This window comes from Bradyrhizobium sp. 25ACV (assembly GCF_054863005.1).
Map to the genome: position 1 here is coordinate 20,108 of NZ_JAVAYO010000029.1, position 16,201 is coordinate 36,308.

At 65.5% G+C, this 16,201-nt stretch carries 14 protein-coding genes; 5 read left to right on the forward strand and 9 right to left on the reverse strand.

Annotated features, from left to right (window positions below):
- Positions 1-2 precede the first annotated feature (2 nt).
- Together RAD04_RS37950 and RAD04_RS37955 are read right to left on the reverse strand one after the other, a co-directional pair.
- Positions 3-665 carry a response regulator gene (locus RAD04_RS37950; protein WP_028140919.1) on the reverse strand — a complete coding sequence of 221 codons (663 nt, stop codon included), beginning with the start codon at positions 663-665 and terminating at the stop codon, positions 3-5.
- Entirely contained in the window at positions 662-2,044 is a 1,383-nt protein-coding gene (locus RAD04_RS37955; protein ID WP_461627868.1) for a sensor histidine kinase, read from the reverse strand. Before RAD04_RS37955 ends, RAD04_RS37950 begins: the two co-directional genes overlap by 4 nt.
- A 192-nt stretch (positions 2,045-2,236) precedes the next feature.
- Here RAD04_RS37955 and RAD04_RS37960 point away from each other — a divergent pair, with 192 nt between their 5' ends.
- The gene (locus tag RAD04_RS37960) at positions 2,237-3,154 is read left to right on the forward strand and encodes a DUF3280 domain-containing protein (RefSeq protein WP_461627869.1); all 918 of its coding nucleotides are present in this window, start codon (positions 2,237-2,239) and stop codon (positions 3,152-3,154) included.
- 74 nt (positions 3,155-3,228) lie between these two features.
- Here RAD04_RS37960 and RAD04_RS37965 read toward each other — a convergent pair whose 3' ends face one another.
- Genes RAD04_RS37965 through RAD04_RS37975 form a run of 3 tightly spaced genes read right to left on the reverse strand, consistent with a single transcriptional unit; the run spans position 3,229 to position 6,261 of the window.
- Complete coding sequence (locus RAD04_RS37965; protein WP_461627870.1) at positions 3,229-4,260, reverse strand: L-idonate 5-dehydrogenase; 1,032 nt, start codon at positions 4,258-4,260, stop codon at positions 3,229-3,231.
- A gap of 21 nt (positions 4,261-4,281) precedes the next feature.
- Positions 4,282-5,049, reverse strand: a complete 768-nt coding sequence (locus tag RAD04_RS37970; RefSeq protein ID WP_091957176.1) for a glucose 1-dehydrogenase — start codon at positions 5,047-5,049, stop codon at positions 4,282-4,284.
- 12 nt (positions 5,050-5,061) lie between these two features.
- Positions 5,062-6,261 (reverse strand): mandelate racemase/muconate lactonizing enzyme family protein, encoded by a 1,200-nt coding sequence (locus RAD04_RS37975; protein ID WP_461627871.1) that lies wholly within the window; start codon positions 6,259-6,261, stop codon positions 5,062-5,064.
- A 181-nt stretch (positions 6,262-6,442) separates the two neighbouring features.
- Here RAD04_RS37975 and RAD04_RS37980 point away from each other — a divergent pair, with 181 nt between their 5' ends.
- Together RAD04_RS37980 and RAD04_RS37985 are read left to right on the forward strand one after the other, a co-directional pair.
- A complete protein-coding gene (locus RAD04_RS37980; protein WP_461627872.1) occupies positions 6,443-7,210 on the forward strand; it encodes a GntR family transcriptional regulator in 768 nt (255 codons plus the stop codon).
- A 24-nt stretch (positions 7,211-7,234) separates the two neighbouring features.
- Complete coding sequence (locus RAD04_RS37985; RefSeq protein WP_461621820.1) at positions 7,235-8,599, forward strand: MFS transporter; 1,365 nt, start codon at positions 7,235-7,237, stop codon at positions 8,597-8,599.
- A 68-nt stretch (positions 8,600-8,667) separates the two neighbouring features.
- Here the strand turns inward: RAD04_RS37985 and RAD04_RS37990 are convergent, their stop codons facing one another.
- From RAD04_RS37990 to RAD04_RS38005, 4 genes are all read right to left on the reverse strand, one after another.
- Positions 8,668-8,904, reverse strand: a complete 237-nt coding sequence (locus tag RAD04_RS37990) for a hypothetical protein (protein WP_461627873.1) — start codon at positions 8,902-8,904, stop codon at positions 8,668-8,670.
- Positions 8,905-9,031: 127 nt separating this feature from the next.
- On the reverse strand, positions 9,032-10,282 hold the full coding sequence (locus tag RAD04_RS37995) for an arsenic transporter (RefSeq protein ID WP_461627874.1): 1,251 nt from the start codon (positions 10,280-10,282) through the stop codon (positions 9,032-9,034).
- A gap of 25 nt (positions 10,283-10,307) precedes the next feature.
- Entirely contained in the window at positions 10,308-11,582 is a 1,275-nt protein-coding gene (locus RAD04_RS38000) for an MFS transporter (RefSeq protein WP_461627875.1), read from the reverse strand.
- A gap of 241 nt (positions 11,583-11,823) precedes the next feature.
- Complete coding sequence (locus RAD04_RS38005) at positions 11,824-14,301, reverse strand: hybrid sensor histidine kinase/response regulator (RefSeq protein WP_461627876.1); 2,478 nt, start codon at positions 14,299-14,301, stop codon at positions 11,824-11,826.
- Positions 14,302-14,515: 214 nt separating this feature from the next.
- Here RAD04_RS38005 and RAD04_RS38010 point away from each other — a divergent pair, with 214 nt between their 5' ends.
- Positions 14,516-15,607, forward strand: coding sequence for a zinc-binding metallopeptidase family protein (locus tag RAD04_RS38010; protein WP_461627877.1), 1,092 nt, complete (start codon positions 14,516-14,518; stop codon positions 15,605-15,607).
- A gap of 163 nt (positions 15,608-15,770) precedes the next feature.
- Positions 15,771-16,201: biotin carboxylase N-terminal domain-containing protein (locus RAD04_RS38015; RefSeq protein ID WP_461627878.1), on the forward strand; the 431-nt coding region annotated here is incomplete at its 3' end.

The following is a 16,201-nucleotide window of genomic DNA, read 5'->3' on the forward strand; positions in this document are numbered from 1 at the left end:
GATCAGGCCTCGCCGAGATCGGGCTCGGTCAACAGTCCCTGGCGCAAGGCCAGGCGGACCAGCTCGATGTCGGAGCCGACGCCGAGCTTGTCCTTGATCAGGGAATGCAAGTTCGCCACCGTCTTCGGACTGACATGCAGCGTTTCTGCGATCTCCTCCGTCGTCCGCTCCGCGAGCAGCAGCCGCATCACCTCGAACTCGCGCGCCGTGAGGACGTCGGCGGCCGAGCTTTCGCCGCCGAGCCGGCTCAGCGCCAGCTCGTGGTCGATGTCGGGGCTGATGGCGATCTTGCCGGCGAGCACGTCCATCACGGCCCGCACCAGCGTTTCCGGCGGGCTGGTCTTGGTGACATAACCCCTGGCGCCGGCGCGGATCGCCTGCACGGCGAAGCCCGCATTCTGATGCATGGTGAAGATGAGGATCCTGGCGCCCTTGTCCCATTGCCTGATCCGCCTGACGGCCTCGATGCCGCCGATGCCCGGCATGCTCAGATCCATGATGACGAGATCGGGCGCCTCGGATTTGTAGAGCCGGTAGGCCTCCGCGCCGTCGGCCGCCTCGGCGATGACGCGCAGGCCCGGCTGCTTCTGGAGCACGGAGCGATAACCCTCGCGGACGACGGAATGGTCGTCCACCAGCAGGATGGAGGCATCGGCCGCGCTCATGCCGCATGCTCCAGCACTTGCCGATCGGCGGCGGTGAGCGGAATGACGACGCGCAGGGCCGAGCCGCCGTTGGCACCGACTTCGAAGCTCATCCGGCCGCGCAAGGCCGCGACGCGCTCGCGCATGCCAAGCAGGCCCATGCCCGATTTGACCGACGCATCGTTCGGCCGGCCATCGTCGTCGATGGCAAGCGCGATCTCGTCTGTCGCCATCGTCAAATGCAGGTCCACCTGGGTGGCGCCGGCGTGCTTGGCGGCGTTGGTCAGCGCCTCCTGCACGATGCGGTAGAGGTTGGCGCTGATCGCTGCGGGCAGGGTCTCGAACGCGCCGTCGAAATGGATCGAAAAGCGCGTCTCGCCGCGGCTGCGTCCGTTCCAGCCCGCGACGAGACCTTCCAGGCTCGCCACCAGCCCGAGCTCCTCGACGTCGGGCGGGCGCAGCCGGAACAGCGCACCGCGCAGCGTCTCCATCATGCTGGTCGCGGTCCGCGCGATGCCGTCACATTCGCCGAGCAAAGCGGGGCAGTCCTGCGCGGCGGTCTGGCGGGCGGAGGAGGCGAGGGCGCGGATGGCGGCCAGTGACTGGCCGAACTCGTCATGCAGCTCGCGCGCGAGATGGCGGCGCTCGTCGTCCTGCAGCGCGATCAGCTTGCGCGTCAGCTCGCTGCGCTCGGCGAGCGCATTGTCGAGGCTTTCTGCGAGATGGTTGAAGCCGTCGCGGATCGCGGAGAGTTCGGCCAGATCGAACGGCGGCAGTCGCGCCGAGAGGTCGTTGGCGGCGATCCGCTCGAGGCCGGTGCGGATCAGGCGGGTCGGGCGCAGCGCGCGCGCCAGCGCGGCGTAGACCAGCAGGCACAACAGCGGCAGCGCGATCGCAAACGCAATCATCAGGCGGCCAGCCTCGTGCCAGGCCTCCGCCGTCTGCACGGCCGGATCGACCGAGACCACGGTCTCGCCGAGCTTGGCGCCGCGCACGATCACCGGCCGTGCCGCTTCGCGGCCGGGGTCGAACAGGCTGCGATAGAAGGCCGCGAAGACCTGCGGCGACGGGCTCGCCGGGGCAGGTGCGCCGCTGCAGAATCGCTGGAGCATCTCGCCGCTGGGGCCACGGAAAGCCAGACACAGGCCGGGCGTCATCACATAGGCTGCGACGGGATCAAGATTCGGAAAGTCGCGCGGGCCGGCCGCCCACTGGATCTTGCCCTGTTGCAGCTCCAGCGACTTCGCCACGATCGCGGCGATGCCGTCGATGCGCGCGTGCACCGCGCGGTCGGCCGCGATCAGGAAATAGGCGGAGATTGCGGCGAAGCAGGCGGCCGTTATGGCGGCCACGCGCAACGTCAGACGGACCTTGAGATCGAATCTCGGGCGGTTCCACATCGGGCAGCACCTTGCGCGAACAGGCTTGTCGCCGCCGCATTAAACGGCAGAACGCCAGCCGCGCAAAGCGCCACGCGTTACTGCAGTGCAATGACGTGAAATTTTCCCGGCGCTCGCCGGGACCGCCCCCGTTGCAGGGTGTCAGGTTGCCGCCGAGATTTGCCAACTGCTCCATCTGCGAGGGCTCCGCTCATGTACCTCTCCCGGTTGATCCTCCCGGCTTTTCTCCTTGCTGCCCTCGTGGGTGTCCGGCCTGCCGGCGCGGGCACGGAGGTGGCCGCCGCAGCACCGGCCGGTGTGTCGATCGAGGATTTCCAGTACCTGGATACGTCCGGCGAGCCGGTCGATCAGACCGCCGCCCACGAGAAGCGGCTGAGCGCGTTCATGGCCGCGCTGCGGCGGGATGTCGGGGCGGACAAGCGCTATCAGCTCATGCCCGCCGGGCAAGCCGATGCAAAATTCAAGGTCGTCGGCGGCGTCCAGAAGACGAGCACGCTGGTGCAATGGGCGCGGGTCGCCGTGATCGATACCGCGGCCAAGAAGGTCCTGTTCGAGAAGCTCTACACATTCCGCGGCGACAATGACGAGGCCTGGGAGCGCGCCGAGGCGTTCCTCGCCCGCGAGGTCATCGCGGCGCTCGGCACGCCTGCGCCGGTCGCGCTCGCCGTGTTCGATTTCGAGCTCGAGGACATGACGGCCGCATCTGGGAGCACCTTGGCCGGTTCAGACGCATCGTACCTCGCCGAGACCACCGGGGGCGTGCGTGACGTGCTCGGCCAGTCCGGCCGCTACCGCATCGTCGAAATCGGCAGCGCGAGCGGCGAGGCGGCGAAGGCGCGCGCGTTACGCGACTGCGGTGGCTGCGAGGCCGCGATTGCGAAGGAGCTGGGCGCGGATCAATCGCTGATCGGCGTGGTGCGGCGGGTCAGCCGCACCGAATACACGCTCGGCTTCCAGCTGCGCGATGCCCGCACCGGCACGGTGCTGGCGCGCGGCGACAGCGGCCTGCGCCTCGGCGCGGATTATTCGTGGAAACGGGGCGCCGTGCGGCTGGTCAGCGATCGGCTGATCGAGAGCCAGCAGGCCGAGGGCGCCGCTAAAGAGCGATGAGACTCATCGCTCTTTAGCTCTTTGTTTGAGCATGATCTATTCGGAAAACCGCTGCACACTTTTCCGGATCATGCTCAGAAAGTAAGCTGCACCTTCATCGACTGCGAGCGGTCGCTGGCGAGCTCGAAAGCGGCGACCGCGTTCTCGAACGGCATGGTGGCCGTGATCAGCGGCTTCACGTCGATCAGGCCTTCGCCCATCAGCCGCACCGCAAGCTCGAACTCGGGATCGAAGCGGAAGGTGCCGCGGAGCTGCAATTCCTTGGCGACGATGGAATTGATCGGCAGCGTCATCTCGCCGCCGAGGCCGAGCTGTACCAGCGTCGCGCCGGGCCTGAGCACGTCGAGCGCGGTGCGCAGCGCCGCCTGATTGCCGGAGGCTTCGAACAGCGTGTCGAACACGCCTTTGCCGGCGCGCCAGGGATCGAGCGCGCTGGCATCGGCCGCGACATTGATGGCGTGCGTGGCGCCGAGTTTTCTCGCGACCGCGAGCGGCGCCTCGGCAACGTCGGTCACCACGATCTCGGCCGCGCCGCCGAAGCGGGAGACCAGGATCATCAGCGCGCCGATCGGGCCGCAGCCCGTGATCAGCACGCGCTTGCCGAGCAGGGGGCCGGCCTGCTTGCCGGCATGCAGGCACACCGCGAGCGGCTCGGCGACCGCAGCTTCCGCCAGCGAGAGCTTGTCGGCGATCGGCACCGCCTGCGTGGCATCGACCGTGATGAACTCGCGAAAGCCGCCTTGCACATGGGGAAAGCGCATCGCGCTGCCGAGGAAGCGCATGTCGAGGCACTGGTTGCGCATGCCCTCCTGGCAATGCAGGCACTGGCCGCACGGCCTGCTCGGATTGACCGCAACGCGCGTGCCTTCTTTCACGCTGCGGACGCCGTCACCAATGGCCGCGACCACGCCGGCGATCTCATGGCCCAGCGCCATCGGCTGCTGGATGCGGACGACGCCGAAACCGCCGTGATAGTAGTAGTGCAGGTCGGAGCCGCAGATGCCGCCATTGGCGATCTTGACGCGGACCTCGCCCGGGCCGGGCGCCGGATCAGGATAATTGTCGATCCGCAAATCTTTCGGGGCGTGGATGACGACGGCGCGCATGGCTTGCTCCTGGTTCGCGGATCACATCGCGGCGATCATGCCGCCATCGACATAGATGATCTGGCCGTTGACATAGGTCGAGGCGTCCGACGCCAGGAAGATCGCGGCGCCCACCAGCTCGTCCGGCTTGCCCCAGCGCTTGGAGGGGATGCGGCCCATCAGCCAGTTGTTGAAATCGGTGTTGTTGACCAGCGCCTCGTTCATGTCGGTCAGCATGTAGCCGGGGCCGATCGCGTTGGCCTGGATGCCGTGCTGGGCCCATTCCACCGCCATCGAGCGGGTGAGATTCTTGATGCCGCCCTTGGCCGCGGTGTAGGGCGCGATGGTGGGGCGGGCGAGCTCGCTGCCGAGCGAGCCGATATTGATGATCTTGCCGTGCTTGCGCGGGATCATGCGCTTGGCCGCCTCGCGGCCGATCACGAAGGCGCTGGTCAGGTTGGTCTCGATCACCTTGCGCCATTCGTCGGTGGTGAACTCCACCAGCGGCTTGCGGTGCTGGATGCCGGCATTGTTGACGACGATGTCGACCGCGATGTTCTTCTTGTCGAAGTCGTTGAACGCCGCGACGATCGCGGGCTCGTCGGTGACGTTGAAGGCCGCGCCTTCGGCCTGATGCCCGGCGGCCCGAAACTCGGCGACAGCCTGCTCGACGCGCTTGGGATCGACGCCGTTGACGATGATCTTCGCGCCGGCCTTGGCCATGCCCTCGGCGATGGCGCGGCCGAGTCCGCGAGAGGAGCCGGTCACGAGCGCGGTGCGGCCGGAGAGATCGAAGAGGGAGGTGCTCATCTCAAGAATTCCTCAGACGTTGGAGCGGCGTACAGTGAGATCGGTGCGCTCGAAGACGGCGGGCAGGAGGTCGACGCCGAGACCGGGGCCTTCCATCGGATAGACAAAACCGTCCTTGATCACGGGCATCGTGGTGACGAGCTCATTGTACCAGCCTTTGTAGAAGGCGCGCACCGATTCCTGGATCAGTGTGTTGGGCTGGCTGAACGACATGTGGATGGCGGCGATGAAGCCGATCGGGCCGATGCAATCGTGCGGCGCGAAGGGACGGTGATAGGTCTCGGCCATTGCGGCGATCTTGCGGCCCTCGGTGAGACCGCCGGTCCAACACAGATCCGCCATCACCACATGCATGGCGTCGCGGTCGAGCATGTCCTTGTAGGGGAAGCGCGAGCCCAGCGTCTCGCTGGCGCAGACCCAGACGTCGGTCGAGCGGGCGTATTCGGCCAGCGCCTGCGGCGAGTTCATGCGGATCGGGTCTTCGTACCAGGTCGACTTGTACGGCTCGAGCGCGCGCGCGATCTGCTTGGCGGTCGGCAGGTTCCACAGCGAGTGGAGCTCGACCATGATCTCCATCTTGTCGCCGACCGCTTTGCGGATCTTCTCGAACGGCTCGATCGCCTGCTTCATCTGGGCTGCGGTGATGTAGAGGCCCTTGTTTTCCTGCGCCGCCGGATCGAACGGCCAGATCTTCATCGCGGAGATGCCGCTTTCCAGCAGGCTCTCGGCTAGTGCATCGGCGTGATTCATGAAGCCATCAAGGTCTTCATAGGGGCCCTTGGACGCCCCGAGATTCCAGTTGGAGACCGGGCTGATATTGGTCGAGCGGACATATTGCGTGCCGGCGCAGGTGTTGTAGATGCGCTGCTTGTCGCGGCAGAGGCCGCCGAGCATCTGGTGCACCGGCTGATTGCAGACCTTGCCGAACAGGTCCCACAGCGCGATGTCGATCGCGGACGCCGCGCGATACTCGACGCCGGTGGAGGACTGCGCCATCGGCAGGTTCAGCATGTCGCGGTGGATGGCTTCGATGTGCAGGGGATTGCGGCCGAGCAGGCGGCCGGCAAAGGTGTCGTGGATCTGCGCCTCGACCGCGCCCGCGCCATAGAAGGTCTCGCCGAGCCCGATCACGCCGGTGTCGGTGTGGATTCGCACCCAGATGACGTTGGAGAATTCCTCGGTGCGCAGGGTCTCGATCGAAGTGATCTTCACTGCAACAGTCCTCCCATGATAAGGCGCCTCGCGCCTGTCTTGTTGTTCGTGTCTATGCCGGTCAAAAGCGGCGATCCCGGCGGGCAGTCATACGCCCGCTTGTAATATATCACAACATGTTTTAAGGATATCACAAATAAGCCGCTGCTCGGCAGCGCGAGCGGGTGGCAGGGAGGACGACATGGCACGGCGCAAGCGCGCGCTCGAAGTGGTGAGAAGCGACGAGGACGGCGAGGGCAGGCCCTCCCGGCGCAACCGCCTCAACTTCTTCGAGCTGGCCTATCAGAAAATCGAAGAGCTGCTCGTTCATTGCGAGCTCAAGCCCGGCCAGTTCATGACCATGCTGGAATTGCAGCAGATCACCGGCTTCGGGCGCACGCCGGTGCACCATGCCGTCAATCGTCTCTCCGCCGATACGCTCATCATCATCCGTCCGCGCCACGGCCTGCACATTGCGCCGATCGATCTGGCGCGCGAGCGCATGCTGTTGGGTCTCCGCCGCGACATGGAGCGTTTCGTGATCCGCCTTGCGGCCGATCGCGCCAGCCTTTCGCATCGCAATCAGGCGCTGCACATCGAACGGCTCCTGCGCGAACGCCGCGCCAGCCTCACTCTCGACGAATTCAACAGCATCGACCGCCGCATCGACGCGCTGGTGCTGGAAGCCGCCGGCGAGCCGTTCCTGGTGCACACGCTGCGGCCGCTGCACACGCTGTACCGGCGCATCGGCTACATCCACCACCGCTTCATGCCGGGGCAGGCCGATCTGTCGGGCACGATCGATTGTCATCTCGCCATTCTCGCCGCGGTGGCCAGCCGCCGCGTCGATGACGCCGTGAAGGCGAGCGATGCACTGATCGACTACATGGGCGAGATATTCACGGGCATGGAAGCGGGGATCGACCCGCGCCTGCTCGATTGCAGCATCGAGCCGCTGCTCGGCACGTAGCGAGTTTTGAAAAGAGGACCAAGCATGACAACGATGGCGATGCCAAAACCGACCGCGAGCGAAGCCGCGGTCCGCTACCTCATCACGAACTACAGTCCAAAGGGCAACAAGGTCGGCTGGCTGATGATGGCCTCGATCCTGGTCGAAGCCTGGGACCTCTATTCGATCGCCTTCGTGCTGATCTTCATCAAGGAGCAGTACAATCCCACGGCGCTGATGCTGGGCCTTGCCGCGGCGGGCACGCAGGGCGGTGCCCTGATCGGTGCGCTGCTGGGCGGCTGGCTGTCCGACAAGATCGGCCGCCGCGTCATGTTCCTGGTGACGATGGTGATGTTCATCGTGCTGGCGCTGGCGCAGGCCTTTGTGCCTGACGTCACCTGGCTCATCGTGATCCGCTTCCTGCTCGGCATCCCGCTCGGCTCGGACATTTCCACCGGCTACACCTACATCATGGAATCCATGGCCAAGGGCGAGCGCGAGGTCATGGGCAACCGCTGGCAGTTCATGTTCGCCGTCGGCGAGGTCCTGACCATCGGCGTCATCGTGATCTTCCTCCTGATCGACATGCAGCACGAGATGCTGTGGCGCGTGACGCTCGGCCTCGGCGCGGTGCCGGCGCTGATCATCCTTCTGATGCGCCACGACGTGCCGGAGACGGCGGTGTGGCTGGTGCAGAAGGGGCGCTATCGCGAGGCCAAGCGGGTCGCGCGCGAGATGTTCAACGATAATCTCGACATGCTGCCGGATCAGGATGTGGTTGTTCCCAAAACCAGCACGCGTGCGTTCCTCGCCGACCTCAAGAAGGATCCGATCCGCTGGCGCGCCACGGTCTACGGCTGGATCGCCTGCTTCACCCAGGCAAGCGAGTTCTCGACCTTCGCGTTCTATTTGCCGGTGCTGTTCGTAATGGTCGGCGTGTCGAGCGTGCTCGGCATCAACCTGGTGACGATGGCGCTGTTCTCCTTCGCCGCTCTGTCCGGCTGGGTCGGGCCGCTGCTGACGCCGAAGATCGGCCACCGCGGCATCGCGATCGCCGGCTTCTCGATCGTGTTCGCCTCGCTGCTGGTCGCGGCCTTCGCGCTCTACACCGACAACAAGATACTGCTGCCGTTCGCGGCCGCCGCGATGCTGTGGGGCCATTATTGGGACGCGTCGAACTGCATGACGATCCCGACCATGGTCGCCAAGCCGAAATATCGCGGCACCGCCAGCGGCTTCGCCTACATGTTCGTGAAGCTGCCGTCGTTCCTGGCGATCTTCCTGTTCCCGACGGTGTTCGCCGCGATCGGGCAGGCGAATGCCACGCTGATGGTCGCGATCTTCCCGCTGATCGGATTGCTCGCCGCGATCTTCATCCTGCCGGAAGTCTACGGCTACGAGAACGACTGACGATGCGCTTCCCGGTCGCGGCGTCGTCGCCGCGATCGGGACTGATTTCGGAACGCTGCGGCCGGCGACTACGGGCTCAAGAAGACCGGATCGATTCCGATCCCGTGGCCGAGCAGGCCGAGCGCCTGAAGCTGGGCGGAGTGGAGGTCGACCTCCACGATGACGAACAGTGTAAACAACGCCACCGCGGAGACGACCAGCAGCGGATGAGCCGTCTCGGCGCTGCTCTCGCCCGCTGCGAAGAGGCTTCGGATCGCGCGACGCAGAAAGGAGATCTGCGGCAACGCTTTCGATTGGATCTGCATGATGGTCCTTCCTTGCCGCGCGCTATCGATCTGATTTGCGCGACAATGGAATTTTAGCCGCAGCGTCGCTGCCGGCATTGACGCACCGCAAATAGCTTGCGCTTAATTTCGAAGATCGGAGCCTGCGTTACCTGATTGCCGCCGCCAGTGCGGCGATCAAGGCGGGCGGCGTCACCAGCAGGCCGAGCTTGAGGAAGGGCCAGGCGCCGACCTCGATCTTCTCCCGCCTGAGCGCGACCAGCCAGAGGATGGTGGCGAGCGAGCCCGTCACCGACAGATTGGGGCCGAGGTCGACGCCGATCAGGATGGCGCTGACGACCGGAGCGGGCAGATGATCGCTGGCCGCGACCGAGCCAGCGACGAGGCCCACGGGCAAATTGTTGGCGATGTTGGTCGCGATTGCGGTCGCGATGCCGACGCTCCAGGCGGCTTGCGGGACGGATTGCGCGACTGCTTCATGCAGCAGCGCGCTGAGCCGTCCGATCACACCGGTCTTCACCAGCGCCTCCACCATGACGAAGAGCCCGCCGACCAGCGGCAGCACGCTCCACGACACGCCCCGCAGCACAGGCAGCGGTGATTGCTGGCTCAGCATCAGCACGATCGCGGCCGTCACGCCGCCGCAGATGAAGGTCGGCAGGCCCAGTTGCTTGTCCAGCGCAGACGCCGTGACCAGCACGGCGCCGATCGCGACGATGCCAATCGCCGTCAGCTTGCCGCCGCGGCCGAGTTTTGGATGCGGCACGCGGCGCGCAATCGTCTCCTCCTTCAGGGCCCGGTGCTGGGTCAGGCGCAGCACGATGTAGGTCAGCAGGATCGAGGCCGCCGAGGGCAGCGCGAACAGGCGCAGCCATTCAGTCAGGTGCGGCATGCGCGCGCCGAAGACGACGAGATTGGCGGGATTGGAGATCGGTAGCACGAAGCTCGCGGCATTCGCGATGAAGGCGCAGACGAAGAGATAGGGCAGTGGCTTGGCGCCGGCTGCGCGCGTCGCGGCATAGACGGCCGGCGTCAGCACGATCGCGGTGGCATCGTTGGAGAGCAGTACCGTGACGAGCGTGCCGACGAGATAGATCAGCAGGAACAGCCGCTGCGGCGAGCCGTCCGCGTATTCGACCGCGAGCGCGGCGAGATAGTCGAACAGGCCTTCGAGGCGCGCGAGCTCGGCGATCAGCATCATGCCGATCAGGAAGAGATAGACGTCGAGGCCTTTTTCGATGCCTGTCAGCGCATCCTGCCACGGCAGCAGGCCTGATAACACCAGGGCGCTCGCGCCGATCACCGCCCAGACCGCCTCAGGCAGGCGAAAGGGGCGGATGATGACGCCTGCTGTCGCGACGACGATGATGCTCCAGGCCCAAATGGCGTCAGACGGCACGGTTAATCCTTGAAACGGAATGGGTTCATTCGGCAGCGATAGCCGATGCCGACGCCGCTGTCTCCCCCTGTGGGCGTGGGCCGCCATGTCGTGTCTCAGGCAGCGCGAGAATGCAGATGATGGCGCCGATTGCAGCGACGACGCCAAGTGTGATGAACGCCGCACTGTAGCCTGCGCCGACCACGACGAAGCCGGCCAGCGTCGTCGACAGCGCAGCGCCGATGCTCTGGGCCGTGATGACGACGCCTTGCGCGACGTTGAAGCGGCCGGTGTTGCGCATGAGGTCGGCGACGATCACCGGGAAGGTCGCGCCGAAGATGCCTGCACCGACACCGTCGAGAAGCTGCACGCCGACCAGCCAGAACGGATTGTCCGAGAGCGTATAGAGGGCGCCGCGGATCGGCAGGATCAGCAGCGCGGCGAGGAAGAAGCGCTTGTGGCCCCAGCGATCCGCCCGGGCGCCGACCAGTATTGCGAACGGCACCATCACCATCTGCGCCGCGACGATGCAGGCCGACATCAAGCTGGTGCCCATGTTCTTGTCCTGCAACGCCAGTTTTTGTCCGACCAGCGGCAGCATGGCGGCATTAGACAGATGAAACAGCGCCACGCAGATTGCGAAGACGAGCAGGGGGCGACAGGTCAGCAGCACGGAAAGGCCCGAGGGTCGTTCGGCCGCGCTGTTGGTACCAGCGTCGTGCAGCCCGCGCGCGAGGTCGTGATCGATGGCCCGTTCGGGGATCGCCAGGATGCTGACGAGACTGGCGATCGCCATGGCGCCGAGAAGGTAGAACACGACGGTCGGTCCGAACCAATAGGCGGAGAGGCCCGCGAGAGCGGCCGCGACGCCGTTGCCGGCGTGATTGAAAGTCTCGTTACGGCCGATCCGCCGGGTGAAGGCGGCATGGCCGAAGATGCCGAGCGAGATGGCGGCGATCGCTGGCGGGAAGATCACCGCGGCGGCCTGCGCGATTCCTTGCGAGATCGCGACAGGGAGAAAGCCCGGAAACAGCGGCAGCGAGAGCGAGGCGAGCGTCACCAGAATGGCGGCCATCATCATCGCGAGCCGCTTGGCGCGGGTTGCGTCCACCAGCGCACCGGCGGGTGTCTGCGCCACGATGCCGGCGATGGTCGCGATCGACATCACGAGGCCAATGCGCGCCTCGTTCCAGTGTTGCTCGGTAAGGAGATAGACGGCGAGATAAGGCCCGAGCCCGTCGCGAACATCGGCGAGGAAGAAATTGGCCGCGTCCAGTGCGCGGCCGGCGCGCCTGATCTGATCGGGATTTTCGCTCGACATCAGTCTCTCGATCGTCGTTGTGGAGATCGCAGCCTGCCAAACACTCAGCTGTCGTCACGGACAAGCGTAAGCGCAGATCCGGGACCCATAACCACAGGATCACGTTTTGCGACGACATGCGGTTATCAGCTGGCGATACAACTCGCTCCTGGGAGTATGGGTCCTGGATCTGCGCTCAGCTTCCGACAACGCTACGCGTTGTCGGAAGCTGAGCTTGTCCGGGACGACGATGGAGAATACCTCACCGCGCCACCGACAGCTTCTCCGTGATCGCCTTGCGCAGAATGCGTGACAGCGCTTCGACCGAATACGGCTTCTGGATCAGTTCGAAACCGCGATGGGCGTTTTCGGCGAGCACGTTGCTGTAGCCGGAGGTGAGCACCACGGGCAGGCCCGGATAGCGCTCGCGGATGATGCCGGCGAGCTCGACGCCGTTCATGCCGGGCATGATGACGTCGGAGAACACGAGGTCGACGGCAAATTCGTTCTCGCCGAGGATCGCCAGCGCGGCGTTGGCGTTGGCGACGCGGCGAACGAGGTAGCCGAGATCTTCCAGAAGCTCGGTCGAGAAGCGGCCGACTTCGTCGTCGTCCTCGACCACGAGCACGCGATAGCCGCGCCCGGTGGCCGCGGCCTCATGGGTCAGTGCCGCGGCTTCCTTGTCGGTAGCGGGGCTTTGTGCCTGCGGCAGATAGATGGTGAAGGTCGCGCCTTTGCCCGGGGTGCTCGTCACCGCGACGTCGCCCTCGGACTGCTTGGCGAAACCAAAAGCCTGGCTGAGGCCGAGGCCGGTGCCCTTGCCGACCTCCTTGGTGGTGAAAAACGGCTCGAAGATCGAGTCGAGATGTTCCGGCGCGATGCCGCTGCCGGTGTCGGTGACGGAGATGGCGACGTAGTCGCCGCCGCGCGCCGATTGCGCGCGCAGGCTGGGAATCCCGGAGACCTTGCGCACGGCGATGATGAGGCGGCCTTCGCCGTTCATGGCATCTCGGGCGTTGATGGCGAGGTTGATCAGCGCGGCCTCGAACTGGGCGATGTCGGCGACGGTAAAGCAGTCGGCATCGTGAATCTCCACCGCGATGTCGATGCGGCCGCCGACCAGCGGCCGGACCAGCTGCGCGACGCCCTCGACCTGACTGCCGACGTTGAAGATCTGCGGCTTCAGCGGCTGCCGGCGCGCGAACGCCAGAAGCTGGGCGGTCAATTTGGAGGCACGCTCGACGGTCTCGGAGATGGCATCGACATAGCGGCGGCGGCGCTCTTCCGGCAACTCGCGGCGGCGCAGGAAATCGGTGGCTGAGCGGATGATGGTGAGGAGATTGTTGAAGTCGTGGGCGACGCCGCCGGTGAGCTGGCCGATCGCCTCCATCTTCTGCGACTGCCGCAGTGCTTCCTCGCCGCGGCGGCGCTCGGTGATGTCGACGGCTTCAGGGACGGCGCCTGTGATGTTGCCGTGGCGGTCGAGCACGGGGCGCATACCGAAGTCGAAATCGCGCTCGCCGATGGGAAGGCGCAGCCGCATCTCCAGCCGCACGGCTTCGCCCTTGAGCACGGTGTGGAAGGCCTCGCGCACCAGCGCGCTCATGCCCTCCGTCGCGCTGAACCAGGGCGTCTCCCACAACGGCTTTCCGATCACATCCGACGAGCTCGCCCCGATGCCATCGAGTGCGGTGTTGTTGGCGTAAAGCAGCTCACCCCTCAGATTGACCAGGCCTTGATACTGGTTGCTGGTCTCCAGGATCGCGCGCAGCCGCGCCTCGTTGGATTCGAGCTGGGCGGTGCGCTCGGCGATGCGCTCTTCCAGCGTCTCATTGAGCTGCCGCAGCTCGATCTCGGCCTGCTTGGCGACGGTGATATCGTGGGCGACGCCGATGAAGCCGATGTGCTTGCCGGTCGGGTCCCAGCGCGGCTGCGATTCCGAGCGCAGCCAGCGCCATTCGCCGCTGGCGTTCTTGTAACGCGCTTCCAGCACGAAGGGCTTGAGCGACGCTTCACCCTGGACCGATTGCTGCAGCACATGCGGCAGGTCGTCGGGGTGCAGCACCTTGCGCCAGTCGAAGTCGATGGCCTGATCGTAGGGCAGGCCGACGAAGTCGACATAGGCCTGGTTGGCGAAGGAGCGCTTGCGATCGAGCTTGGTCACCCAGATCGGCACCGGCGCGCTGTCGGCGATCAGCCGGAAGCGCTCCTCGCTCTCGCGCAGCGTCTCGCGCGCGAGCGCCTGGTCGGTCATGTCGATATGGGCGCCGACAAGGCGGATGGCGCGGCCGTCCCTGTCGCGCTCGATCTTGGCGACGACTCGGATCCAGCGGGTTTCGCCGTCATTGGGGCGGACGATGCGGTACTCGGCGCTGTAGTCTTCGCTCGTACCGGCGAGTGCATCGATGAAGTGCTTGACGGTGGCGTCGCGGTCGTCGGGATGGATGCGATTGACCCAATCCTCGTGCGGTTCCTCCGCAGCCTCCGGCGGCAGGCCGTGGATCATGAGGTATTCGGGCGAGCGGCGGTTCTTGAAGCCTTCGCGAAAATCGACCTCGACGCCGCCGACCTTGCCGATGCGCTGGATGCGCGCCAGCTCGGCCTCGCGCTCCTGGAGCGCGCGATAGGCGTTGTCGCGCTCGCGCGCGACGTCTTCGAGGTGTTGGCGCAGCCTTTCGGCGGCGATGGTCTCGGGCAAGGGATCGTTCAAGGCACCGGCCGTTGTCGTGCGGGAGCGCACGTGCCGGACCGATATTCACACAGACGGAGCGTGATGGCCATTGTTTAGAGGAATTAGGCTGGGAAAGGCGCCATGAAACGGATGGCGGTGCGTATGAACGAAACGCCGGGTCTGGCAATTTGTTCCGGAGACTGGAACGATCGGGCGACGGACGCGTCTTCGCGAGGCGTGACGAATGTCTTTGATAAGGCTCCCTTTCCGAAGAGGATAAATCTTGAAGCTCTTTGTCTGCCAGGCCTGCGGCAACGTTCTCTATTTCGAGAACCGTGCCTGCGAACGCTGCGGCCATCGGGTCGCCTTCCTGCCGGAGAAGGAGACGATGTCGGCGATCGAGCCCGACGGAGAGGCCTGGCGGATCCTGGCCGACAAGGGCGAAAGCCGGATGCTGTGCCGGAATGCCGAGCACGATGCCTGCAACTGGCTGACGGATTCGGCCGAGGGCAACGGCTATTGCCGCGCGTGCCGCCACAACGGCATCGTGCCGGATTTGTCCGACCCCGCCCAGCTTGCCGGCTGGCGCGAGCTGGAGGTGGCGAAACACCGTCTGTTCTATTCCCTGATCCGCTGGAAGCTGCCGCTCCAGGCCCGGCAAGACGATCCCGAGCATGGTCTGATCTTCAATTTCCTCGCCGACGATCCGAACAGCGCAGAGAAGGTCATGACCGGCCACGACAACGGCCTGATCACGATTGCGCTCACCGAGACCGACGACATCGAGCGCGAGCGCCGCAGGCTCGAGATGGGCGAACCCTATCGTACGCTGCTCGGGCATTTCCGGCACGAGGTCGGGCACTATTTCTGGGATGTGCTGGTGCAGGGCGGCGGCAAGCTCGAGGAATGCCGCGCGGTATTCGGTGACGATTCCACCGATTACGGCCAGGCCCTGCAGCGTCACTATGCCGAAGGCGCGCCGCCGGACTGGCAGCAGAACTATGTCTCGGCCTATGCCACGATGCACCCCTGGGAAGATTTCGCCGAGACCTGGGCGCATTATCTTCACATCGTCGACACCCTGGAGATGGCCGCCGAGTTCGGCATGGAGGTGCGTCCCAAGGTCGACCGTGATGGGGAGTTGACGGCGCGCATCCGTTTCAACCCCTATGAGGCCAGGGACGTCGAGGCGCTGGTCAACGCATGGCTGCCCTTCACCTTCGCCATGAACAGCGTCAACCGCGCCATGGGCCTGCGCGACCTCTATCCCTTCATCCTGTCGCCCGCGGTGGTCGGCAAGCTGGGCTTCATTCACAATCTGGTCCGGGACGTGGCCAAGGCCAGGAAGGCGCAGGACGCCGCAGGGCGTCCCTAGGGCTCGCCGAGCCCGTTTCGGTCTTGCGCTGGTACGCCAGATGGCCCGGATTTAGACCGTTGCCTCCGGCCGATTTTGATGTACCACGGGAGCCACACGGCCCGTCCCATAGGCCCCAACGGTCAGGGAAGGGTCCCGCCCAAGGTCGAGACTCAAGAAAAGCATGTTCAAACGCATTCTGATCGCCAATCGCGGCGAAATCGCCTGCCGGGTCATCAAGACTGCCCGCAAGATGGGAATCGAGACGGTTGCCGTCTATTCCGAAGCCGACCGCGATGCCCTCCATGTCGAGATGGCCGACGAGGCCGTGCTGATCGGCCCGCCGGCGGCAGCCGAGAGCTATCTGGTGATCGAGAAGATCGTCGAGGCTTGCCGCAAGACCGGCGCCGAGGCCGTGCATCCCGGTTACGGCTTCCTGTCCGAGCGCGAGGCGTTTCCGCGCGCGCTGGAGGCCGCAGGCATCGTCTTCATCGGCCCGAACCCGGGCGCGATCGCGGCGATGGGCGACAAGATCGAATCGAAGAAGGCGGCCGCCAAGGCCAAGGTCTCGACCGTGCCCGGCTATCTCGGCGTCATCGAGGACGACAAGCACGC